The organism is Bradyrhizobium sp. HKCCYLRH3097, assembly GCF_051167875.1.
Taxonomy (GTDB): domain Bacteria; phylum Pseudomonadota; class Alphaproteobacteria; order Rhizobiales; family Xanthobacteraceae; genus Bradyrhizobium.
Genome location: NZ_JBNPTX010000013.1, coordinates 114,007 through 133,423 on the forward strand (window position 1 = coordinate 114,007; position 19,417 = coordinate 133,423).

A 19,417-nucleotide genomic window follows, 5' to 3' on the forward strand; every position below is an offset into this window, starting at 1 on the left:
CACTGCTTGAGCAGCCATAACGATGTTATTAACCGACGATAACATCGTTATAGTGCAAACGCAAGGAGTGCTGAATGTCCCTATTCGTTTCAGGGAACGGGCGTAAGGATCAACAGAGAGCGGATGCCCTCACCTGACGCATGGCATCATGGAGGTGACGGCGCGTTCCGGCGTGTCGCCGAGGCCAACCAACATATTTATTGCCATCGGGAAAAGGATCTGTTCGACGCTGTCATCAAAGCGAGCCAAGAGGCCAGCCAATTCGAGGGTAATGAACCCGTGCACGAAGCCCCACAGCTGTACCGCGATGACATTCGGATCATCGTCGCGGATCCGGCCAGCCTCGATAAGACGAGTCGCGGCTCGAACCACATGGCCAAAGGCTTCTTGAAATGCAGGGGATTCCGAGCGAGACAGCGGAGTAGGATCATACTCGATCGCCCGATAGGCTCCTCGAGTTGATAGCCCGAACATGAGATCGTAGAGGTGCGGGTTCTGCCGGGCCACGTCGCGGTAACACAACGCCAAACGGAAGACGTCTGTAACGGGATCATCGGTCTTCGGCGTCCCCTCAAAGGCAGAGGCCAGATATCGGAACCCTTGATCGGCAACTGCGCGCAATAGCTCCGGCATGCCTCCGAAATGGCTGTAAACAGCCATCGTAGAGACGCCAGCCTCATTGGCCACGGACCGAGCTTGAACGGCCGCCGGACCTTGCTCGGCCAGCAGCTTGATCGTGGTATGAATCAACTTGGTGCGGAGATCAGGAAACGCCGTGCCGGTAGCCATAATTGACATTATTACCACTATCGTTGCGCGCTACAGAAGCTCAAAAGAAAAACCTCAAAAGTGTTATTCGGCGTGCATCACAACGAACTTCTGGCAAACTTCAATCTGTCCCCTCGTATGTCGTCGGGTCCGCCTCGAACGCTTGCTTCCCCTTTGCGGCCCATAGCCGGCTGTTACTCCTTCCAGGGATCGCAATCGAACGGCTCAGAAGTTGCTACTTGCTGTTCCGCTCCGACTACATGCCGCGGAGCCAAAAAGCTCAAGGCAAGCGCGATGATAGCGGACGCTGAAGGTGACTTCGCATCAGCTCGGCGGCATCTTGATTACGTCCTGCTTCGAGCAGATTAAGCAGGCGCAAATGCTCCTCGACGTGCCGGCGCATGCCATCTCGATCGGCGAAGCTGCGATAGGCGAACAGGCGGCGGATCGAGTTCACGCGTCGCAGCGACTCGACGAAGAACGGATTGCGGGCGCCGCGCGCGATCTCCTCGTGAAACTCGCAGCCCGACTGATAGACCTCGCCGATCGTCATCTTGTCGAGCTCGCCACCGAGTACGCGCTGCTGATGCTGGCGAAGCTTCGCGATGACGTCCTGCTGAAGCCCGAAGCCGGGCTGCAGAATCGCTGCCGGCTCGATCACGGCCCGGAAGGCCGCAGCCTGGTCCTGGGCTTCTGGGCTCGACAGCGTCTCGGCGAAGCGCCAGCCATAGCCGGGCAGGCGGGCGATCCAGCCCTCGGCCGCGATGCGATCGAGCAGGCGCTGCAGCTCGGTGCGGCTCAGCTCGTAGCGGCGCATCAGCTCGGCCTCGGTGACGTCGGCCTCGATGCGCCGGTCGAGAACGTCGGCCGCGATGTCCGCATAGGCCTGCTCGGCGCGGCTCACCGCGGCGAGCGTCGGGCGTGCCGCACCGCTCGTCGGGTTCTGGGTCAGCACGAAGCCGCGATGGGGCTCGCCCCGCGCCAGCCCCGCCGCCTCCAGGGCCTTCAGCCCGAGCCGGATCGGCGCACGCGACACGTCGAGCGCATCGGCCAGCCTTTGCTCGATCAGGCGGTCCCCGGCCTTCATGCCTTCGCGGCGTGCGAACGCCAGGATCAGGCCGGCGAGCTGCTCGGCGCGGTCGGTCGTGCCCGTCCGTGCGGCGGAGGGCGATGCGTCCCAATCGGTCATGATGCCGAGGAAACCTCTTTCAGCTTGACAGATCGTCGATCAGATTGTTCTTTATATGAAAAATATACAATCGAGAAGCGAGCGACGGGGAAGCAACGCCAATGATCCGTGAGCCGGACGTCCATATCTGCGAGGTCGCGCCGCGCGACGGCCTGCAGAACCTCGACATGTTCGTGCCGACCGAAGCGAAGTGCGCGCTGATCGACGCCATCGCGGCCGCAGGGGTGCGCGAGATCGATGCCGGCTCCTTCGTGCCGCCGAAGGTCGTGCCGCAATTCGCTGATGTCGATGCGGTGATGGCCCATGCGCTGTCTCATCGAGAGACGAGGATCGGCGCGCTGGTCCCCAATTTCAAGGGCGCGGAGCGCGCCATCGCCGCAGGCGTGGACAACATCTATTTTGTGATCTCGGCCAGCGAGACCCATAACCGCGCCAATGTCCGCCGTACGGTCGCCGAGCAGGTCGAAGCCTTCCATGCCGTTCGCGCCGCGATCGATGCCCGGCCGGCCGCCGAGCGGCCGCAATTGATGGGCGCGATCTCCACCTCGTTCGGCTGCTCGCTCGAAGGCGATGTCAGCGAGGCGGCGGTCTGCGATCTGGCGCGCCGTTTCGCCGAGGCGGGGGCCGACGAGATCGGTCTTGCCGATACCGTCGGCTACGCGACGCCCACGCTCGTCAAGCAGGTCGTTGCGGCCGTCCGGCGCGAGATCGGGCCTGATATCACGCTGCGCCTGCACCTGCACGACACGCTCGGCGCCGGCCTCGCGAACGCGGTCGCCGGCCTCGAGGCCGGCATCCGCCGCTTCGATGCCGCGGTCTCCGGGCTCGGCGGCTGTCCGTTCGCGCCGGGCGCCCGCGGCAACATCGTCACCGAGGATCTCGTGTTCATGCTCGAGCGCATGGGTCTATCGACCGGGATCGATCTGGACCGGCTGATGCTCACGCGCGAGATCCTGGCCCGTCACATCGCGCCGAAGCACCTCACCGGCCATCTGCACGAGGCCGGCATCCCCAAGGTGCTGCGGAGGGCAGCGTGATGGGCGCGGCCCGAGAGCACGACGCTCCGCTTCGGCCGCTCGAGGGCGTGCGCGTCGTCGAGTTCAGCCAGATGGTGATGGGTCCGAGCTGCGGACTCATCCTCGCCGATCTCGGCGCCGACGTGATCAAGGTCGAGCCGATCAAGGGCGATCGCACCCGCTCCTTCAAGGGACCGGCGGCCGGCTTTTTCGCCACCTACTGCCGCAACAAGCGCAGCATCGCGCTCGATACGTCGACGGCGCAGGGCCAGAATGTTGCGCGCAAGCTGATCGCGCGCAGCGACGTGCTGATCGAGAATTTCCGCCCCGGGCTGATGAAGCGCATTGGGCTCGACTACGAGTCCGTGGCGGCGTTCGCCCCGCAGCTGATCTACTGTTCGCTGAAGGGCTACCTGCCGGGGCCTTACGAGAACCGCCTCGCGCTCGACGAGGTCGTGCAGATGATGGGGGGCCTCGCCTACATGACCGGCCTGCCTGATCGCCCGATGCGCGCCGGAGCCTCGGTCAACGACATCATGGGCGGCATGTTCGGGGTGATCGCGATCCAGGCCGCGCTGGCCGAGCGTCAGCGCACCGGGCGTGGCCGTTACGTGCAGAGCGCGCTGTATGAGAACAACGTGTTCCTGATGGCGCAGGCCATGATGTACGAGGTCGTCACCGGCCAGCCCTCGATCCCCTATTCGATCAAGGACAGCCCGTGGCCGGTCTACGATCTGTTCGACACAAAGGACGGCTCGAAGCTGTTCGTGACCATCGTCGGCGAGGAGCAATGGGTGGCGTTCTGCCGCGCCTTCGAGCGCACGGAATGGCTGGACGATCCGCGCTTCGCCACCGCGCAGGGCCGGGTCGATCATCGCGGCTGGCTGATCCCCGAGATCGCCGCGATCTTCAGGACGTGGGCGAGGGACGATCTCGCCGCGGTGCTGGAGCGGCTCGAGCTGCCCTACGCGCCGGTCAACAAGCCCGGCGACCTGTTCGACGATCCGCATCTCAACGCATCGGGCGGCCTGACCGAGATCCGCATGCCCGACGGCCGTCGCGCCAAGACGCCGGTGCTGCCGGTGTCGCTGGACGGGCAACGGCTGCCGAACCGCTACGATCCGCCTGATGTCGGCGAGCACACGCGCGACGTCCTGGCCGAGATCGGGCTGCTGCCCGACGAGATTGCCATGCTGGAAGCGGACGGAACGATTTCGCCTGTGAAGCCGCCAGGGTGAGCGGTCACGTCGCACATCGTCGAGAACATAAGAACTGCGGGAGGATTCCATGACGATCACACGGCGCCGCGCGCTCGCGTCCGGCGCGGCCTTCGCGGGCGCTTCGCTGCTGCCAGGACGGCTGCTGGCCGAGACGCGGCCTGCGTCGATCGCGTTCGGACCGGTGTCGCCGGTCTATGCGATTGCAATGATCGCGGAGCTGAAGGGCTACGTCAAGGACGAGGGCCTCGATCCCAAGCTCCTCACCGGCAATTCCGGCACCTTCGGCCGCCAGACGCTCGCCGCCGATCAAGCGCTGTTTGCGCATGGCGACGCCAGCCACCCGCTGCAGCTCACGGCACGCGGCAAGCCGTGCAAGATCCTGCTGGCAACCGAGATGGTCTGCTCCTACGCCAACATCGTGGTGCGACGTGATCTCTACGACAGCGGCATCACCTCGGTCGAGGCGCTCGCCGCCTCCAGGCGCGCCGACGGTGCGAAGCCGATCGTCGCCGCCACGGCGATCGGATCGGGCACCTGGGTCTACGGCACCTATGTGTTCGAGTCGCGCGGCCTGGGCGACAAGGTGAACTGGGTCGCAGGCGGCGGACCGAACACGATGTTTCCATCGCTGCAGACCAAGCAGTTCGACGCCATCATGGCGCCGCCGAGCTGGATCGTCGAGGTCGAGAAGAAGGGTTTTGGCAAGGTGATCTACGACACCTCCAAGCCCGGACTGTTCGAGAAGGATTTCGGCGGCACGGTCCCGGTGCTCGTCATCTACGCTTTGAAGGACACGATCGAGCAGGACAAGGCGCTGGTGCAGGCCTTCGTCAATGCGATCACCCGCGCCATGGCCTGGGTCAAGGCCACGCCGCTCGCCGAGGTGCAGGCACTGGTGACGCCGAAGTACTTCTCCGGCATCGATCCCGAAGCGGTCAGCGCCGAGCTCGGCTTCGACACCGCCACCTGGGCCTATGACGGCAGCATCGACCCCGCGTCCTATGCGCGCGGCGCCAAGCCCTGGTACCGCAAGGGGACGGACATTCCCGAGATCAAGTACGAGGACATCGTCGATCCCAGCTTCCTCGCGGCGGCGAAGGCGAAGACCAAATGATGCCGCCCTCCAATGCAGGCTACGCCACGGTGCGCGGCGCCGAGAGCCCTGCCGCGGAACGCACCCGGATCGCGGTGCAGGGCTTGATGAAGACCTACAGCACCGGCGGAAGCGAATTCGTCGCCGTCGACAACGTGTCCTTCGATGTGCGGGAGGGCGAATTCGTTGCCCTCCTGGGTCCGTCCGGTTGCGGCAAGAGCACGATCCTCAACATGGTCGCCGGGCTGCTGCCGCGCTCGGGCGGGCGCATCCTGATCGACGGCGACACGGTCGAGACCGGCAAGGTGAATCCAAGGGTCGGCTACGTGTTCCAGCGCGACACGCTGTTTCCGTGGCGGACGGTCGAGCAGAACATCGGCTACGGCCTGGAGATCGCCGGCGTGCCGAAGCCGGAGCGCGCGCAGCGCGTCACCGAGGCCATCGGCAAGGCCGGGCTGCAAGGCTTCGGCCGCAGCTTTCCGCGCATGCTGTCCGGCGGCATGCGGCAGCGCGTGGCGCTGATGCGCACGCTGATCCTCGCGCCGGAGATCCTGCTGATGGACGAGCCGTTCGGCGCGCTCGATACCCACACCAAGCTCGAGATGCACAAGACCCTGCTCGAGATCTGGGAGCGCGAGCGGCAGACCGTGCTGTTCGTGACCCACGATCTCGGCGAGGCGCTGACGCTCGCCAGCCGCATCATTCTCTTGTCGGCGCGGCCGGGCCGCCTGAAGGACGACTTTGAAGTGTCATTCCCGCGGCCGCGCGATCCCGTGAGCCTGCGCGAGACCGCCGAGTTCGGCCGGCTCTACTCCCACATCTGGCATTCGCTCGGCGAAGAATTCCGCCGCACCAAGGCTGACTGAGAAGGCTGACCGATCATGTCGACCCGTCGCGCCGCCATCCTGTTCTGGCAGATCGCCATCCTGGTCATTGTGCTCGTGGTCTGGCAATGGGGCTTCGAGTGGAGCAAGGCGCTGCTGCCCAAAGCCTATGTGCCGAAGATCCTCGATCCCTACTTCGTCGCAAAGCCCTCGCTGATCTGGCAGAGTTTTCTGCGCCTCGGCTGCTTCAGCGCCCCCGCCGGAGTCGTCGCCTGCATCGGAGCCACCGACAACAATCTGTGGACCGCGACCCTCGTCACGCTCAAGAACACCTGGTGGGGTTTTCTGTTCGGCGCGCTGACCGGCATCGCCGCCGGCGTGGTGCTCGGGCGGTCGGACTTTCTCGCCCGCGTGTTCGGTCCCTACATCATCGCGCTCAACTCGATCCCGCGCATCGCGCTGGTGCCGCTCGTCATCCTGATCTTCGGTCTCGGCGATCTCTCCAAGATCGCGACCGCATGGCTCGTCGTGTTCTTCGTCGTCTTCTTCAACACCTTCGAGGGCACCCGCGCGGTCGACCGCGACCAGATCGCCGCGGCCCGGCTGCTGGGCGCGAGCGAGCTGACCGTGCTGCGCACCGTCGTCGTCCCGTCCGCACTGGCCTGGGTGTTCGCCTCGCTGCTTCCAGCGGTCTCCTTCGCGCTCGTCGGCGTCATCGTCGGCGAGTTCATCGGCGCCGAGCGCGGGCTCGGCAAGCTGATCATCGAGGCCGAGGCCCGCGCCAATGCGAGCGAGATGATGGTGGCGATCTTCATCATGATGTTCGTCGGCATCCTGCTGGCGCTCGCCGTCCAGTCGCTGCAATCCTACTTGCTCCGCTGGCAGCCGCAGTTCGAGCGCGCGGCCTGACCAAGACGACTGTCCATAGCTCGTCTCGGACTGCTGATCCCGCTCAGCGCACAACCCGAAGGTCAATGAGCTCGCGGCAGAACGTAAGCGCGTAGAGGCCGAGCTTGCACAGATCGCGGCCGGTTCCGACATCGTCACCGTGCACCCGGCGGCGATCGAGCCGGCCGATCATGTCAAGATCTGAGGCCATGTGCAGCGGCCGGACGCTTACATCGGGCGTCTCTCCGCCTTCATCTTCGACGTGATCGTCTCCTCTGTTCGATACTACACGGCTGCACACGAGCGGTCGACAACATAGCATTGGTCCGGCTTCCGTCGTGATCTCGCGGTGATGACATCTGGTGGTCCATCCGAGAGTCCGTGCTCAGCCCCGCCTGCCAAGCGGGCGCACATGTCCTCGTCAGGATCGCGGGGCAACACAGACACAATAGCGCGCTCGACGTCTCAATCGAGTTGTCATCGCCGGCAAGATAGCGTGCTCTCCGCATCCGCTTCGATCCACCAAACGTCTCTCCGCCGATCAGCGGAAACTCAGCCAATCTTCTGTCGTCGCACCGTCTGCGAGACGGCGCTCGCCAGAGCGGCGAGCGCCGTCGGGTTGTTCATATTCTGCTCAGCCGCGGGCTCGTCGCTCCGTGCGTCGCAGAAACATCGCGCGGCGGATCCACCCGCATCGCCACGCCCTTGGGAATCGGGGAGGTCTTCACTACAACCATTCTCGCCCGAAATCGAACACCCCACCCTTTGCAGATTAATTACTTAGCTCGCCAAAAAAATCGCAAAATCCCGATTTTCGAGCGCGAATCCGCGAACTCGAGCTAGCTGTTCGCAGCGCAAGTTGCTCGCGATGAATCGCATAGCGAAGCTGGACGACGCTGCGAGCGCGCGCCTCTCGCCCGCTCTGCCAAATCTTCGTTGTTCATCGCCGGCCGCGGCCGCCGCCCAGGCCAGGAGGACTGCCGCCGCCCAGGCCGGGAGGACCGCCACCGCCAAGGCCGGGAGGACCGCCACCGCCAAGACCGGGAGGACCACCACCGCCAAGGCCGGGAGGACCGCCACCGCCAAGGCCGGGAGGACCGCCACCGCCAAGGCCGGGAGGACCGCCACCGCCCAGCCCGGGAGGACCGCCGCCCGGCACAGTAGCGCCACCGCCCGGGACGTCCGAGCCGCCGGGCGTCGCGCCCGGAGTTTGCTCGGATCTCGTACCTTGGATCGAGTCACCCGGAAATTTGTTGACGGATTGGATGGATTCAACCCGCAAGCCACGGGAACTGTCAAAGGTGGCGTTCACGACCACGCGGGCATTGCCTGAGGATGCGAAGCGACTATCGTCATGCGCGACATAGCCCGAGCCGAATTGCAAATAGCTGCCGATGCGGCGGACATAGCCTTCGATTGACAGACGATTCGCGCCGAAGAAATCAGAAAGGTTGTCAGCCCTTATGCGCGAGATCTGCATCACGCCTTGCGTAACGCGGCCCTCAGCCTGAACACGTTGTCCGACGAGTGCGGCATCGGCGCCGTTGAGTCGCAGCCCGCCTATTCGCAGGCCGCCGCGATCGCGTTCGAGTGGTCCGGAAACCCGCGTTGTCGCGTTAAGGCGTTGCTCGACCAGGCTTGAGACGATCACGCCGTCGATGCGGCGCACCCCGAAGACCGCGACATTGGCGCCCGGACGGCGCCAGCTTTCGTGGCCGGCCGCTATGATCCGCTGGCCCAGCACGGTCATCTCGCCGTCCCTGACGCTTTCGATCGGCCCCATCACCTCACTGACCACGTTGACGCCGCGGGTGATCAGCGAACCGTTCGCCTGCGGCAGCGCCAGCACACGGGCCAGATGTCCGATCTTGAGCGCCTTCGCCGATACCGGTTCGCCATCGATCCGCACCGGGACGTTCGGCGCATAGCTGATGCGTTGGCCGTTGACGAAAATGCTGCCGAAACGCTGAATGACGCCAACAATGCCGGTGCCGCCGATGCCCTGATCGTGGCCACGCGTGATACCGGTGCCGCCGATACCCTGATCGCTGCCGCGGCGCACCTGTGCCCAGGCGGAGGACGATCCGGCAAGCCAGAGTCCCATAAGCAACGAGCGACGCGAGATGACGGGCTGCCTGGTCATGACGAGCCGCCTTCGTCAACATCACCATTCGCCGCGTCGTCCGGACCTTCGCTGTAAATGTAGATGCCGAAATTCCAGCGGTGGTCGCCGCCCTTGTCCCTGGCGAGCGCGCGGTTTGCTTCCCGGTTGGCGATCTTCAGGGCGTCCATGGCCAGTTCGCGCGAACGCCCTTCGAGACGTTTTGCGAGCTTGGCCGAAAGGCCGTCATAGTGCACCGCGCGTTCGAGGAAACGGGGTGCTGGCCCGGATACGTTTTCGGCGGCTGCCGCGATATGATCATGCAGGTTACGGCCGAGATAGTGCCATTTGCGCTCGTCGTCGCCGCGCGGAACGAAGCCGGTGTCCACCAACACGATCTCTTCATCGCCGTTGATGGTCACGAGTTCGCGGTCCAGCCATTCATCCAGCACTGCGCGCGGGCGGACATCCTTCGTGATCGAACTGACGAGCTGCTCGAACGAGGGCGCATCGCCACTGGCCACGCGCGGCAAGGGGAGCGGATCGCCTTTCCCGTCCGTGAACTCCGGAGCGGCGAGCCAGCGTGCCATGATCGCGCTGGTCAGCGACAGAGTGGCAGGCGTTTCATTGACCGGCGCACCGGCGCCGCGCAGCCGCGCAACCTCCTTGCGGTGAATTCCGGTGAGCAGACTCACGCGGCTGTCGGTCTGCTCCTTTCCCTCCAGGGCAAAGTCGTGCTCGGCAACATTGACGAAGAGTTCTCGCAACAGCTGAGCCAGCTCAGGAAATGTCATTCCGCCGCGGATGCATAGCCGAACGAGCGGGCGCAGCAGGCGCGCCAAGGGCGCGCGCAGGCTCGCCGCCGCAATCGGCTGATGCGAAGCCGACTTCGATTTCCGGGATTTGGCGTTCATGGCGAAATTGTAGCGGCGAGCCCCGTGGGATACAATCCCACTTTTCCGTCGAGACCAATTGACGTGTGAAATTTTCCCACATATACAGAGAGCGCTCAGTCATGGAGAGTTCGGCCATGCTCGCTCCCTCTCGGCGCCTCTCGGTGCTTCACATCTTCAATGACTGCTATCCCGACCTGTTCGGCGGAGCCCCGTCGGTGATCCGCGACATATGCGCAGGACTGAAAGACGCGTTCACCGCCTGCGTGCTGGTCTGCTCCAAGTCGAACGGGCAACGGCGCATCGTCGTGAACGGCGTAACGATCGAGCGCGTGCGCTCGTTCGGCGATGTAGGTTCGCTTCCGGCCGCGCCGACTTATCCGCTGCGGTTGTGGCGCCAGGTCGCCGATCACGATCTGCTCGCGCTTCATGCACCGTTTTCGCTCGCCGATCTCATGCTCGCCCTGGGGTTGGGCCGCGATCGACCTTTGGTCGTGCACTACCATGCGGACATCGCTTCGCATGCCGGACTGAGGTGGTTTATGAAACCGCTGTTGCGCCGGACGCTGCGGCAGGCGGACGCAATCATCGTGTCCAATGCCATTCTGCTGTACAGCAGCCCGCTGCTGCAGGAATTCGCTGAGAAATGTCACGTCGTTCCGTTCGGCGTCGATGCCTCGAAGTACGATTGGCCAGAGCCGCGCGACAATGACGCTGCCGAACGCGATCGTGGACGGCTCGTGCTGGCTTGCGGGCAACTCGTCCCCTACAAGGGCTTCGATGTGCTGGTGCGAGCGGCGGTCGGCCACCGCTTTGAGGTCTGGATCATCGGCGAGGGTCCAGAACGGGCACGGCTTGAACGAATGATTCATAGCCTCGGCGTCGCGGATCGCGTCCGCCTGCTCGGCTCCGCTCCGAAGGCCAAACTCGCCAGTCTCATGTGTACAGCGGACGTCTTTGTCCTGCCGTCCCTGACCAATGCGGAAACATTTGGCATCGCTCAACTGGAAGCGATGGCGGCGGGACGGCCGATCATCAATACATGGCTTGACACGGCCGTTCCACGCGTGGCGCGCCACGGCATCGAGGCCATTACCGTTCCACCCGGCAATCATGTTCGGTTGGCGGAAGCGATCGAAACATTGCTCCGCGATCCGGAGCGGCGCTGGCGCATGGGCCATGCCGCCCGGCTTCGCGCAACGACGCAATATTCCGTCGACGCCTTCGGGAAAGGAATCGAAACTGTCTATCGCCATGCCGTGACGACCAAGGCATCAAGCCGGTCGACCCTGGCTTCACGTCCCGGAACAATCGGAACGGGTCCGGAAAATCGACATTGCTGAGACTGATTGTGCTGAAACTCGTCGCGCCGGCTCAGCTCGCGATCACGATCCGTGAATAGTCAGGAAGGAGCTACTTATGTACTCGCAAAGCATACCTCTCGTAGAGAATGCGTGGGACGGGCCTGCGCGCGATCCAAACGCCCGATTCGATCCGCGGATTGGACGGCCCATGAAACCGCCTGGCCGTTCTCCTCGCCCCTCCGGCCTCAACGACGACAATATCGCGAGCGACCGGCCGTCGATTGGCAGGCGAACACTCCATACCCTTGCCCGGTTTGTTATTGCAGTTCTCATCGGTATCGGCGCCACCCTTGCCTGGCAGTCCTACGGTGACGCAGCAAGGGACAAGGTAGTGGCCCGGGTTCCATCGCTGGGCTGGTTGTTATCCGTCTCGACGACGAAGTCGCCAGCCATTGCTTCAACTGCCCCGGACCCGATGCAGCAGCTTGAGCCCCTGGCGTTCAATCTCGATGTCGTGCGGCGCAGCGTAGAGCAACTCACCGCCAAGCAAGAGCTGATGGCCCAAAACATTGCGACACTGCAAGCTGTCGCAGACGACATCAGACAGAGAATGTCAACAACCCCGCCTTCGTCGCTGTCCCAGCAGCTAGCGGCCCCGATCTCGCAGCATAAACCCTCGCAACCCAGGGCGCAGTCATCGGCTGTGCAGTCGTCAGTGCCTCGTCCGCTGCCCTCTGCCGGACCACCCCTGCTCCCGCGCTGATGGCCCAGATTGCCGGCGGGCTTCTTATTGATGGGACGTAGACGCGCGCGGCATGACGGTGCGTAAGCTGCGCCTCAAGTCGTGTATCGTGAATTTGTCGATACCCGCTTCCCAGCTCTCGGAAAATGCATTGTGTACCAATGATGGCTTCCGGACAACACGAGGTGGCCCCCTGATTGCCAAGTGATCTTAAGGTTTCCTGGAATCGCCCTCTGTTTCAGCCTAGAGAGGATGTTGCCCCCAACGGGCCGCACCAGTCTCGCACCAGAACGATCCGAACAAACCGCAACGAACTCAATCGAAAACGAACGAGAACGCAGCAAAATCAACGAAGCCGATCGATACCTTGCCGCCCATAACGGCCCGGTCGCAGCCCTAGCGTGATAAGGTCTCACGGACGATCAACGCGTTAGCGGGATCAGTACTTACTTCAAATCCTCACGCACCAATACCGCACCAAGCTGGGCCCGGTCGCGCGACTCCCAAGTATAGAGGGCTACTGGCGCTGGCCGATCGGCCGACGTGGCTGGTCTTCACTATAGGGGATAGCCCGAGCGATTGTCGCCAATTCTGCCAGAGCACCCCAGCGAAACGAGCACCAGAGGCTCTGGTCAAGGTTTTAGAAATTCGCTGGGCTCTACGCCGAGCGCCTTGGACAGCTTACCGAGCATCGTCACAGATGCGCTGTATACCCCTGTCTCCAGCTGACTGACATAGCTCCGATCGACTTTTGCTCGGAACGCAAGCTCCTCCTGCGTCCAGCCCTTCCCCGTTCGGAGGCGACGCAAATTCCGAGCAACAGTATCCCGCAAATCGTTCATTCGTGAGCGAAAATCGATTGGCATGCCAAAGCGGTTCGCCTGCTTATCGAGGCAGTCTGTGAAGCGGCCGGCAAACCTGTTCCCGCAATCATACTGGATAATTGAGCTTCTTTTTCTTCGCTGCGGCATCCAGCTGACGCCATCGCCAAGGGGCATGGCGATCCTTCGATTCTCGGCCCGCGGTCCACGGCTCTGGATGCCGATCGGAAGCGGATCATGGCTGAATTGCAAAGCCAGCCCTCCGCTCCGCAGCCGATTGCGCTCCACCCCGTCATTCTTCGGCGATACGAAGAGCAATTGGTGCGGCTCGAAAATGCGCTCGGCAAAGGTCTGAGCGCAGGCGACGAGGAGGCTGCCGAAGCAATTCGAGATCTTGTGGAGACGGTGACGGTGTCGAGAGATGACAGGCGCCCGGGCGGGGTCTGTGTTGAAATTGCTGGCCGTCTCAACTCGCTGATTGGCGGGGAGGCATACCCAAGCAGAGTAAAGGGAGTGTGGGGAAAGGTGGTAGCGGGGGAGGGACTCGAACCCCCGACCCCAGGATTATGATTCCCGTGCTCTAACCAGCTGAGCTACCCCGCCACGATGTTCGATCAAGGCAAGACCGGTCGAAGCGGGCGCCGGGCCTTGTGAACGGGCGGCATATAAGGAGGCGTCTCCGCCCCTGTCAAGCAAAGCTCGCGGGCAGCAGCGGTTTTCACACCAGGGGATTTCCGGACGACTCTCCAAGGCCTTGCGCATGTATTCGCCGGTCGTCGAGGGCCGCAGGCCGACATGTGCGCCAAGAGCGACGGCTCGGCAATGCAGTTCACAAGAGGCTCATTTCGGCTGCACGTTCGGATTGCCGCCGGGGCTGCCGGGCGGCGGGATCACCGGCGTCGTGCCGCCCTCCGGGGTCGGCGCGTGCATCTCCGGATCGACCCCGCTCGGCGGACACAACACACCGTTGGTCTTCGCCAGCTTGTCGCCGAGCGGCTCGCCGGCACTGCCGGTGGTGATGCCGTCGGGCGTCGCCGTCGCGCGGGCATTCGGCGCACAGGCGGCATTCGCGTCGGGGGCCGGCGCCGTCGCCTGCGGAGGTGTGGCCGCCGTTGGCGGCGCCTGGGCGTGGGCCGCAGCCGCGGTCGAGACCAGTGCGAAGGAGAGGAACAAGGATTGCCTGATGCTCATGGCGGGGCAACGCAAACCCCGCGTTCGCGTTCCGCGCGGATGGCGTGGCAAAGCGCACGGCCAGAGGATCTGGCGGTCAGCCCTTGCGGTAGCGAATGAGCGAGAAGTGTCCGAGCGGTGGCATCGGCCGGCGCTCGGCCAGCGTGACGCCGCCATGCTTTGCGGCCCAGTTCACCAGTCGGGCCCAGGGGAACTCCGGCCGCCAGCCGAGCCGGCGCGCGATCGGCGCGAAGGCGAGCTCGAAGATGCGGCGCGGGCCGCTCTCGGCGCCGATATGGTTGACCAGGATCAGCTCGCCGCCCGGCTTCAGCACGCGGATGAAATCATCGAGCGTCGCTTCGGGATCCGGCACCGCGGTGATGACGTATTGCGCGACCACCGCGTCGAAGAAATTGTCGGGAAACGCGAGATGCTTGGCATCCATCACCGCGAGCGTCTCGACATTGAGGAGCTTCAGCTCGCGCACGCGGGCCTGCGCCCGCCGCAGCATCGGCTCGGAGATATCGACGCCGCAGATCTTCGTGGTCCGGGCATAGTCCGACAAGGACAGACCGGTGCCGACGCCGACGTCGAGAATGCGGCCGCCGATGCGATCGGCTTCCGCGATGGTCGATTGGCGGCCCTGATCGAAGACCTTGCCGAACACCAGATCGTAGACCGGCGCCCAGCGCTCATAGGCCTTTTCGACCCCCGCGCGGTCGATGTCCCCCATGCCCCTGCCCCGAATGATGGATGCTGATCAGCCGCGGACCGGCTCGGCCACGCGCTGCGGCCTGATCACGTTGCCGCCCGAGCTGCTGCTTTCCGCAACAGCGCTCTGGATGAAGCCGCCACCGAGCACGCGGGCGCGGCCGGACGCGGCATCGTAGAACACGCAGGCCTGGCCCGGCGAGACGCCCTCTTCGCCGGCGACCAGCTCGACCTCGTAACGGCCGTCCGCACCGCGCAGCCAAGCCGGCTGCGGCGGCCGCGTCGAGCGCACCCGCACGAACAATTCGAGGCCCTCGCGCGCGGCGGCGTCGAGCGCGCCGTCACCGATCCAGTTGACCTCGCGCAGCGTGATGCGATGCGTGCGCAGCGCCTCGCGCGGGCCGACCACGACGCGGCGGGTGGCGACGTCCAGCTTGACGACGTAGAGCGGCGCGCCGGCAGCGATGCCGAGGCCCTTGCGCTGACCGATCGTGTAGTTCGCGATGCCCTGATGCACGCCGAGAACGCGGCCATTGAGATCGACGATCTCGCCCGGCTCCATCGCGTTCGGGCGCAGCTTGCCGATGATGTCGGTGTAGCGGCCGGTCGGCACGAAGCAGATGTCCTGGCTGTCGTGCTTGTCGGCGACCTCCAGTCCGAAGCGGCGCGCGAGTTCGCGCACCTCCGGCTTGGTCATGTCGCCGAGCGGAAAGCGCAGATAATCGAGCTGCTCGCGCGTGGTCGCGAACAGGAAGTAGCTCTGGTCGCGATCGCTGTCCGCCGCGCAAGTGAGCGCGCGCGATCCGTCCGCCAGCCGCCGCGAGGCGACGTAGTGGCCGGTGGCGAGCACGGAGGCGCCGAGCTCGCGCGCGGTCTTCAGGAGATCGCCGAACTTGATGGCGCGGTTGCACTCGATGCACGGCACCGGCGTTTCGCCCGAAGCGTAGCTGGCGGCGAAATTGTCGATCACCGACTCGCGGAAGCGGTCTTCGTAGTCCAGCACGTAATGCGGGATGCCGAGGCGCTCGGCGACGTTGCGGGCATCGTGGATGTCCTGGCCGGCGCAGCACGCGCCCTTGCGGTGCGTCGCCGCGCCGTGATCGTAGAGCTGCAGGGTGATGCCGACGACGTCGTAGCCTTCCGACTTCAGCAGCGCGGCCGTCACCGAGGAGTCCACGCCGCCGGACATGGCGACGACGACCCTGGTGTCTTCAGGACGGCCTTCGAGATCGAGACTGTTGAGCATGATCCGGTCACTGCGATCGCGGCGTCAAGCAACGGGTTCCCGGCGCGGGAACGCCTCGCATGCGCCGTCTTTGCGGATGGCTTGCTTCGGGCGATCTCCGGACAGGATGTCCTGATCGGAAACAACACGAAAGCATCTGTCTCTAATATAGGCGCACTTCCTGCGAAGCAATTGCGCCGGTCGCAGATGCCGGCGGCAAATCTTGCCGGCCGGGCAGAAATGGCGAGGACGCGGCGGGGGATCCGCGCCGCGATCGATTCCATAAGAAATTGAATTTATTGACTATTTTCAGTGGCGCCGGCTTGGCCCGCTCCTTGCTGAACTGCTTGGTCGAGTTCATCGCGAGAGGGTCCAAGGTGTTCAGCGTCACGTCAGACATCCAGGCAGGCACGGTTCTCAAGACCACGGCGCCGAGACAGTCCCGTCAGGACGCTCCGCAGCCGTCCGACAGCTTCTCGGCGCTGGTCGACGCCGCGACTCCGGATCCGTCGACAGCGTCGCCGCCCACCTCCGCGTCGCCGTCACCGCGCGCCGGCAGCGCTTCCAGCCCGAGCCGCGAGCCGGCGCGGGCCGGCGACGCCGATCGCACCCAGGCCAAGTCGCAGGACAAGCCGGCGGACAAGGCCGACGGCAGCACTGCGGGCGCCGACGCCAGCGGTCCCGATACCACGGCCGACGCGACCACCGGCACGCCGACCAAGACCGATGCGGCCGGGACCGCCGACGGAAAGACCAGCGACGGCAAGACGGGCGACAAGAAGGACGGCGATCAGGCCAGCACGGATGCGAGCGCTGCGACGACCGCTATAGCCGAGCAGACCGTGGCCGTGCCGACGCCGGTCGCCGTCGTCATCCAGCCCGACATCACCCTCGCCAACCCCGCCACCGGCGATGGCACGGCGGGCGGCGACGGCAAAACCAATGCGCCCGGCGCGACCGCGCCCGTCGGAGCGGCCGGTGTTGGCCCGCAGGGCTCGGTCGATGCCGCGGCAGGTCTGCTGGCGGCCGCAGCCAAATCCACCGGGGCGGCCAAGGATGCCGACGGCGCCGGATCAACCGCGACGACGCCCGAGACGGCAGCGGCGGCCTCCGGCGACGCTGCCGCATCTGCCGATCAGACCTTCACCGCCGCGCTCGATACGGCCGTTCCCGGCAGCACCAAGACGACGGGCAAGCCGGGCACACAGATTAAGACGGGGCTCGCCGACGGCGCAGCCGGCAAGGTCACCGAACCGGGCAATGGCAACGTCCAGTCCACTCAGCAGCCGGGCCAGGGCGCGCTCGCGCAACAGCCCGCTGTTGCAGCCAAGCCGGACTCCGTCGAGGCCGGCGACGGGAAGGCGAACGGCAATTTGCAGGCACCGGCCTCACATGATCGCAACGCCGCGCCGACGACCAGCCAGACCAACGCGCCGGCGCCCGATCCGAGTGCACAGGCCACGGCCGCCGCGCAGCCCCAGCTGTCGACGCCGGCCGCATCGACCAGCCAGATCACCGCGGCCAACCTGACCGCGACGGCCGCTACGGCGGCCGCTGTGCCGCTTCATGGGCTTGCCGTCGAGATCGCAGCCTCCGCGCTCAACGGCAAGAGCCGCTTCGAGATCCGACTGGATCCGGCCGAGCTCGGCCGCATCGACGTCCGCATCGACGTCGATCGCAACGGCCAGGTGACCTCGCATCTGCGGGTCGAGAAGCCGGAGACGCTGGCGATGCTGCAGCAGACGGCGCCGCAGCTCCAGCAGGCGCTGCAGGACGCCGGCCTCAAGAGCAACAACAGCGGATTGCAGTTCTCGCTGCGCGACCAGAACTCGTCCGGCCAGAATGGCGGCGATTATCAACAGAATGGCAACCCACAACGCCTGATCGTGACCGAGGACGAAAACGTCCCGGTCCAGCTCGCCGGACGATCCTATGGACGGATGTTCGGCGCGCAAGGCGGCGTGGATATCAGGGTTTAACAGGAGGCTTCCATGGCAATCGGCGACGCAATCACGTCAAGCCCGCCAGTCTCGGGCACGACCAACACCAATTCGTCAACCGGCAACAACAGCCTCGGCTCGAGCGCAGGCTCGACGATTGCCGGCAATTTCCAGACCTTCCTGACGCTGCTGACGACGCAGCTGCAGAACCAGAATCCGCTGGATCCGCTGGACACCAATCAGTTCACCCAGCAGCTCGTGCAGTTCGCCGGCGTCGAGCAGCAGCTCAAGACCAACGATCAGCTCGCATCGCTGCTCACGATGCAGCAGACGGCACAGGCGACCCAGGCGCTGGCCTTCGTCGGCAAGACCGCGGTCGTCGCCGGCGACACCACCAGCCTGTCCAGTGGAAAGGCGAGCTGGGGCCTCACCATCCCCAAGAACTGCAATCTGACGGTCAACATCATCAACAAGGCCGGGCAGACCGTCTTCACCGGCAAATATACGGCCAACGCCGGTGACAACCAGACCTACAGCTGGAATGGTCAGGGCAATGACGGCACGCAATGGCCGGATGGACAGTACAAGATCACGACGGTGGCGACCGACGCCACCAACGGCAATCCGGTTGCGATCAAGACCCAGGTCCAGGGCGCGGTGTCCTCGGTCGACCTGACCCAGCAGCCGCCATTGCTGACGATCGGCGGCCAGACCTACACGGTCAACCAGATCCGGCAGATCGTCGGCTAGCCCCCAAGGCCCGCAACCGGCTCCTGAGACCGCGGATGCGCCTGCAGCAGAGCTTGAACATCAAGCTCTGCTGCCGCGACGACATGTCAGCGTAAGCGCCGGAAATTCTTAACCAATCATTCACCACGATTCCGCTCCCGGGGCGCAGCGCCACCGGAAGTGGCGGCGTTCGCGCGCAACGCCGGATTCGCGCCCTCGGCTTAGGCAAATTTTAAGCGAGGCGGCGTAGGGTCTTACCGTGAGTTCAGTGGTTAAGAGTTTGTGAGTACGCCATGACAGAACCCCATCGCCCGAGGGTGAAATACGTCATCGGGCCTGACGGCAGCCCACTCACCATCGCGGATTTGCCTGCGCCAGGCACCAAGAGGTGGGTCATTCGCCGGAAGGCTGAAGTCGTTGCCGCCGTTCGCGGCGGCTTGCTGTCCCTCGAGGAAGCGTGCAGCCGCTACACCCTGACCGTCGACGAATTCCTGTCGTGGCAGTTCTCGATCGACCAGCACGGTCTCGCCGGCCTGCGCACCACCCGAATTCAGCAATATCGCCAATAGATCGTTGCCGACGCGACGGGATTTCTTCGAAAATCGGCTTGGCCCTGCCAAGCCGATTTTTTGCATGTCTACACTTTGTTAGGACCCTTTAACCACCGTTAACCATATCGAAACCTTCCCATAGGCAATAATTGCCCAGTGGTTCGATTCAACCTCCGCGCCCCGTCCCGCGAATGGCGGGGCAGCGGCTGACATCGGATCGCCACCTGGAATG

Annotated in this window: 20 protein-coding genes and 1 tRNA gene; 10 read left to right on the forward strand and 11 right to left on the reverse strand. The window is 64.6% G+C overall.

Annotation, left to right across the window (positions count from 1 at the left end):
* Nucleotides 1-129: 129 nt before the first annotated feature.
* Nucleotides 130-789 carry a TetR/AcrR family transcriptional regulator gene (locus tag ACQR0U_RS26795; RefSeq protein WP_315750115.1) on the reverse strand — a complete coding sequence of 220 codons (660 nt, stop codon included), beginning with the start codon at nucleotides 787-789 and terminating at the stop codon, nucleotides 130-132.
* A 259-nt stretch (nucleotides 790-1,048) separates the two neighbouring features.
* Entirely contained in the window at nucleotides 1,049-1,957 is a 909-nt protein-coding gene (locus ACQR0U_RS26800; RefSeq protein WP_434842753.1) for an FCD domain-containing protein, read from the reverse strand.
* A gap of 101 nt (nucleotides 1,958-2,058) precedes the next feature.
* Here ACQR0U_RS26800 and ACQR0U_RS26805 point away from each other — a divergent pair, with 101 nt between their 5' ends.
* From ACQR0U_RS26805 to ACQR0U_RS26825, 5 genes are read left to right on the forward strand one after another with little or no spacing between them, the layout of a single operon-like run.
* Nucleotides 2,059-2,994 carry a hydroxymethylglutaryl-CoA lyase gene (locus tag ACQR0U_RS26805; protein ID WP_434842752.1) on the forward strand — a complete coding sequence of 312 codons (936 nt, stop codon included), beginning with the start codon at nucleotides 2,059-2,061 and terminating at the stop codon, nucleotides 2,992-2,994.
* Entirely contained in the window at nucleotides 2,994-4,211 is a 1,218-nt protein-coding gene (locus tag ACQR0U_RS26810) for a CaiB/BaiF CoA transferase family protein (protein WP_316191999.1), read from the forward strand. The genes ACQR0U_RS26805 and ACQR0U_RS26810 overlap by 1 nt, the downstream gene beginning before the upstream one ends.
* A gap of 49 nt (nucleotides 4,212-4,260) precedes the next feature.
* Nucleotides 4,261-5,307, forward strand: coding sequence for an ABC transporter substrate-binding protein (locus ACQR0U_RS26815; protein WP_315827671.1), 1,047 nt, complete (start codon nucleotides 4,261-4,263; stop codon nucleotides 5,305-5,307).
* Nucleotides 5,304-6,152, forward strand: coding sequence for an ABC transporter ATP-binding protein (locus tag ACQR0U_RS26820; RefSeq protein WP_410052295.1), 849 nt, complete (start codon nucleotides 5,304-5,306; stop codon nucleotides 6,150-6,152). Before ACQR0U_RS26815 ends, ACQR0U_RS26820 begins: the two co-directional genes overlap by 4 nt.
* Before the next feature lie 15 nt (nucleotides 6,153-6,167).
* Entirely contained in the window at nucleotides 6,168-7,019 is an 852-nt protein-coding gene (locus ACQR0U_RS26825; RefSeq protein WP_316225910.1) for an ABC transporter permease, read from the forward strand.
* Between the two features lie 43 nt (nucleotides 7,020-7,062).
* Here the strand turns inward: ACQR0U_RS26825 and ACQR0U_RS26830 are convergent, their stop codons facing one another.
* From ACQR0U_RS26830 to ACQR0U_RS26840, 3 genes are all read right to left on the reverse strand, one after another.
* Nucleotides 7,063-7,191 carry a hypothetical protein gene (locus ACQR0U_RS26830; RefSeq protein WP_316169296.1) on the reverse strand — a complete coding sequence of 43 codons (129 nt, stop codon included), beginning with the start codon at nucleotides 7,189-7,191 and terminating at the stop codon, nucleotides 7,063-7,065.
* 747 nt (nucleotides 7,192-7,938) lie between these two features.
* Nucleotides 7,939-9,141, reverse strand: coding sequence for a DUF5666 domain-containing protein (locus ACQR0U_RS26835; protein WP_434872332.1), 1,203 nt, complete (start codon nucleotides 9,139-9,141; stop codon nucleotides 7,939-7,941).
* Nucleotides 9,138-10,013 carry a DUF6502 family protein gene (locus ACQR0U_RS26840; protein WP_434872333.1) on the reverse strand — a complete coding sequence of 292 codons (876 nt, stop codon included), beginning with the start codon at nucleotides 10,011-10,013 and terminating at the stop codon, nucleotides 9,138-9,140. The genes ACQR0U_RS26835 and ACQR0U_RS26840 overlap by 4 nt, the downstream gene beginning before the upstream one ends.
* 116 nt (nucleotides 10,014-10,129) lie before the next feature.
* Here ACQR0U_RS26840 and ACQR0U_RS26845 point away from each other — a divergent pair, with 116 nt between their 5' ends.
* A complete protein-coding gene (locus ACQR0U_RS26845) occupies nucleotides 10,130-11,335 on the forward strand; it encodes a glycosyltransferase (protein WP_434872334.1) in 1,206 nt (401 codons plus the stop codon).
* Nucleotides 11,336-11,504: 169 nt separating this feature from the next.
* A complete protein-coding gene (locus ACQR0U_RS26850; protein WP_434842750.1) occupies nucleotides 11,505-12,059 on the forward strand; it encodes a hypothetical protein in 555 nt (184 codons plus the stop codon).
* A gap of 611 nt (nucleotides 12,060-12,670) precedes the next feature.
* Here ACQR0U_RS26850 and ACQR0U_RS26855 read toward each other — a convergent pair.
* The 6 genes from ACQR0U_RS26855 to ACQR0U_RS26880 form a co-directional block, all read right to left on the reverse strand.
* A complete protein-coding gene (locus ACQR0U_RS26855) occupies nucleotides 12,671-13,177 on the reverse strand; it encodes a helix-turn-helix domain-containing protein (RefSeq protein WP_434842749.1) in 507 nt (168 codons plus the stop codon).
* A gap of 208 nt (nucleotides 13,178-13,385) precedes the next feature.
* Nucleotides 13,386-13,462: transfer RNA gene (locus tag ACQR0U_RS26860), tRNA-Met, on the reverse strand.
* 237 nt (nucleotides 13,463-13,699) lie between these two features.
* On the reverse strand, nucleotides 13,700-14,050 hold the full coding sequence (locus ACQR0U_RS26865; protein WP_316192004.1) for a hypothetical protein: 351 nt from the start codon (nucleotides 14,048-14,050) through the stop codon (nucleotides 13,700-13,702).
* 76 nt (nucleotides 14,051-14,126) lie between these two features.
* The gene (locus tag ACQR0U_RS26870; protein WP_316192006.1) at nucleotides 14,127-14,762 is read right to left on the reverse strand and encodes a class I SAM-dependent methyltransferase; all 636 of its coding nucleotides are present in this window, start codon (nucleotides 14,760-14,762) and stop codon (nucleotides 14,127-14,129) included.
* 27 nt (nucleotides 14,763-14,789) lie between these two features.
* Nucleotides 14,790-15,986: a tRNA 2-thiouridine(34) synthase MnmA gene (gene mnmA, locus ACQR0U_RS26875; protein WP_316192007.1), complete on the reverse strand. Its 1,197-nt coding sequence runs from the start codon at nucleotides 15,984-15,986 to the stop codon at nucleotides 14,790-14,792.
* A gap of 142 nt (nucleotides 15,987-16,128) precedes the next feature.
* The gene (locus tag ACQR0U_RS26880) at nucleotides 16,129-16,356 is read right to left on the reverse strand and encodes a hypothetical protein (protein WP_316192008.1); all 228 of its coding nucleotides are present in this window, start codon (nucleotides 16,354-16,356) and stop codon (nucleotides 16,129-16,131) included.
* On the opposite strand from ACQR0U_RS26880, the gene ACQR0U_RS26885 reads away from it, so the two are divergent.
* The 3 genes from ACQR0U_RS26885 (at nucleotide 16,343) to ACQR0U_RS26895 (ending at nucleotide 19,203) form a co-directional block, all read left to right on the forward strand.
* Nucleotides 16,343-17,944, forward strand: a complete 1,602-nt coding sequence (locus ACQR0U_RS26885) for a flagellar hook-length control protein FliK (RefSeq protein ID WP_316192009.1) — start codon at nucleotides 16,343-16,345, stop codon at nucleotides 17,942-17,944. The two genes, ACQR0U_RS26880 and ACQR0U_RS26885, sit on opposite strands and share 14 nt — an antisense overlap.
* Nucleotides 17,945-17,956: 12 nt before the next feature.
* Nucleotides 17,957-18,655 carry a flagellar hook capping FlgD N-terminal domain-containing protein gene (locus ACQR0U_RS26890; RefSeq protein ID WP_315714169.1) on the forward strand — a complete coding sequence of 233 codons (699 nt, stop codon included), beginning with the start codon at nucleotides 17,957-17,959 and terminating at the stop codon, nucleotides 18,653-18,655.
* Nucleotides 18,656-18,927: 272 nt separating this feature from the next.
* On the forward strand, nucleotides 18,928-19,203 hold the full coding sequence (locus tag ACQR0U_RS26895; RefSeq protein WP_002714638.1) for a DUF1153 domain-containing protein: 276 nt from the start codon (nucleotides 18,928-18,930) through the stop codon (nucleotides 19,201-19,203).
* The last annotated feature ends 214 nt before the right edge of the window (nucleotides 19,204-19,417 follow it).

Bases quoted from the DNA above. Each gene is read 5' to 3' on its own strand.
- ACQR0U_RS26840 (WP_434872333.1), bottom strand. From the start codon at position 10,013: ATGAACGCCAAATCCCGGAAATCGAAGTCGGCTTCGCATCAGCCGATT.
- ACQR0U_RS26805 (WP_434842752.1), top strand. From the start codon at position 2,059: ATGATCCGTGAGCCGGACGTCCATATCTGCGAGGTCGCGCCGCGCGAC.
- ACQR0U_RS26800 (WP_434842753.1), bottom strand. From the start codon at position 1,957: ATGACCGATTGGGACGCATCGCCCTCCGCCGCACGGACGGGCACGACC.
- ACQR0U_RS26890 (WP_315714169.1), top strand. From the start codon at position 17,957: ATGGCAATCGGCGACGCAATCACGTCAAGCCCGCCAGTCTCGGGCACG.
- ACQR0U_RS26835 (WP_434872332.1), bottom strand. From the start codon at position 9,141: ATGACCAGGCAGCCCGTCATCTCGCGTCGCTCGTTGCTTATGGGACTC.
- ACQR0U_RS26865 (WP_316192004.1), bottom strand. From the start codon at position 14,050: ATGAGCATCAGGCAATCCTTGTTCCTCTCCTTCGCACTGGTCTCGACC.
- ACQR0U_RS26870 (WP_316192006.1), bottom strand. From the start codon at position 14,762: ATGGGGGACATCGACCGCGCGGGGGTCGAAAAGGCCTATGAGCGCTGG.
- ACQR0U_RS26850 (WP_434842750.1), top strand. From the start codon at position 11,505: ATGAAACCGCCTGGCCGTTCTCCTCGCCCCTCCGGCCTCAACGACGAC.
- ACQR0U_RS26820 (WP_410052295.1), top strand. From the start codon at position 5,304: ATGATGCCGCCCTCCAATGCAGGCTACGCCACGGTGCGCGGCGCCGAG.
- ACQR0U_RS26825 (WP_316225910.1), top strand. From the start codon at position 6,168: ATGTCGACCCGTCGCGCCGCCATCCTGTTCTGGCAGATCGCCATCCTG.
- ACQR0U_RS26810 (WP_316191999.1), top strand. From the start codon at position 2,994: ATGGGCGCGGCCCGAGAGCACGACGCTCCGCTTCGGCCGCTCGAGGGC.
- ACQR0U_RS26830 (WP_316169296.1), bottom strand. From the start codon at position 7,191: ATGATCGGCCGGCTCGATCGCCGCCGGGTGCACGGTGACGATGTCGGA.
- ACQR0U_RS26815 (WP_315827671.1), top strand. From the start codon at position 4,261: ATGACGATCACACGGCGCCGCGCGCTCGCGTCCGGCGCGGCCTTCGCG.
- mnmA (WP_316192007.1), bottom strand. From the start codon at position 15,986: ATGCTCAACAGTCTCGATCTCGAAGGCCGTCCTGAAGACACCAGGGTC.
- ACQR0U_RS26795 (WP_315750115.1), bottom strand. From the start codon at position 789: ATGGCTACCGGCACGGCGTTTCCTGATCTCCGCACCAAGTTGATTCAT.
- ACQR0U_RS26845 (WP_434872334.1), top strand. From the start codon at position 10,130: ATGCTCGCTCCCTCTCGGCGCCTCTCGGTGCTTCACATCTTCAATGAC.
- ACQR0U_RS26895 (WP_002714638.1), top strand. From the start codon at position 18,928: ATGACAGAACCCCATCGCCCGAGGGTGAAATACGTCATCGGGCCTGAC.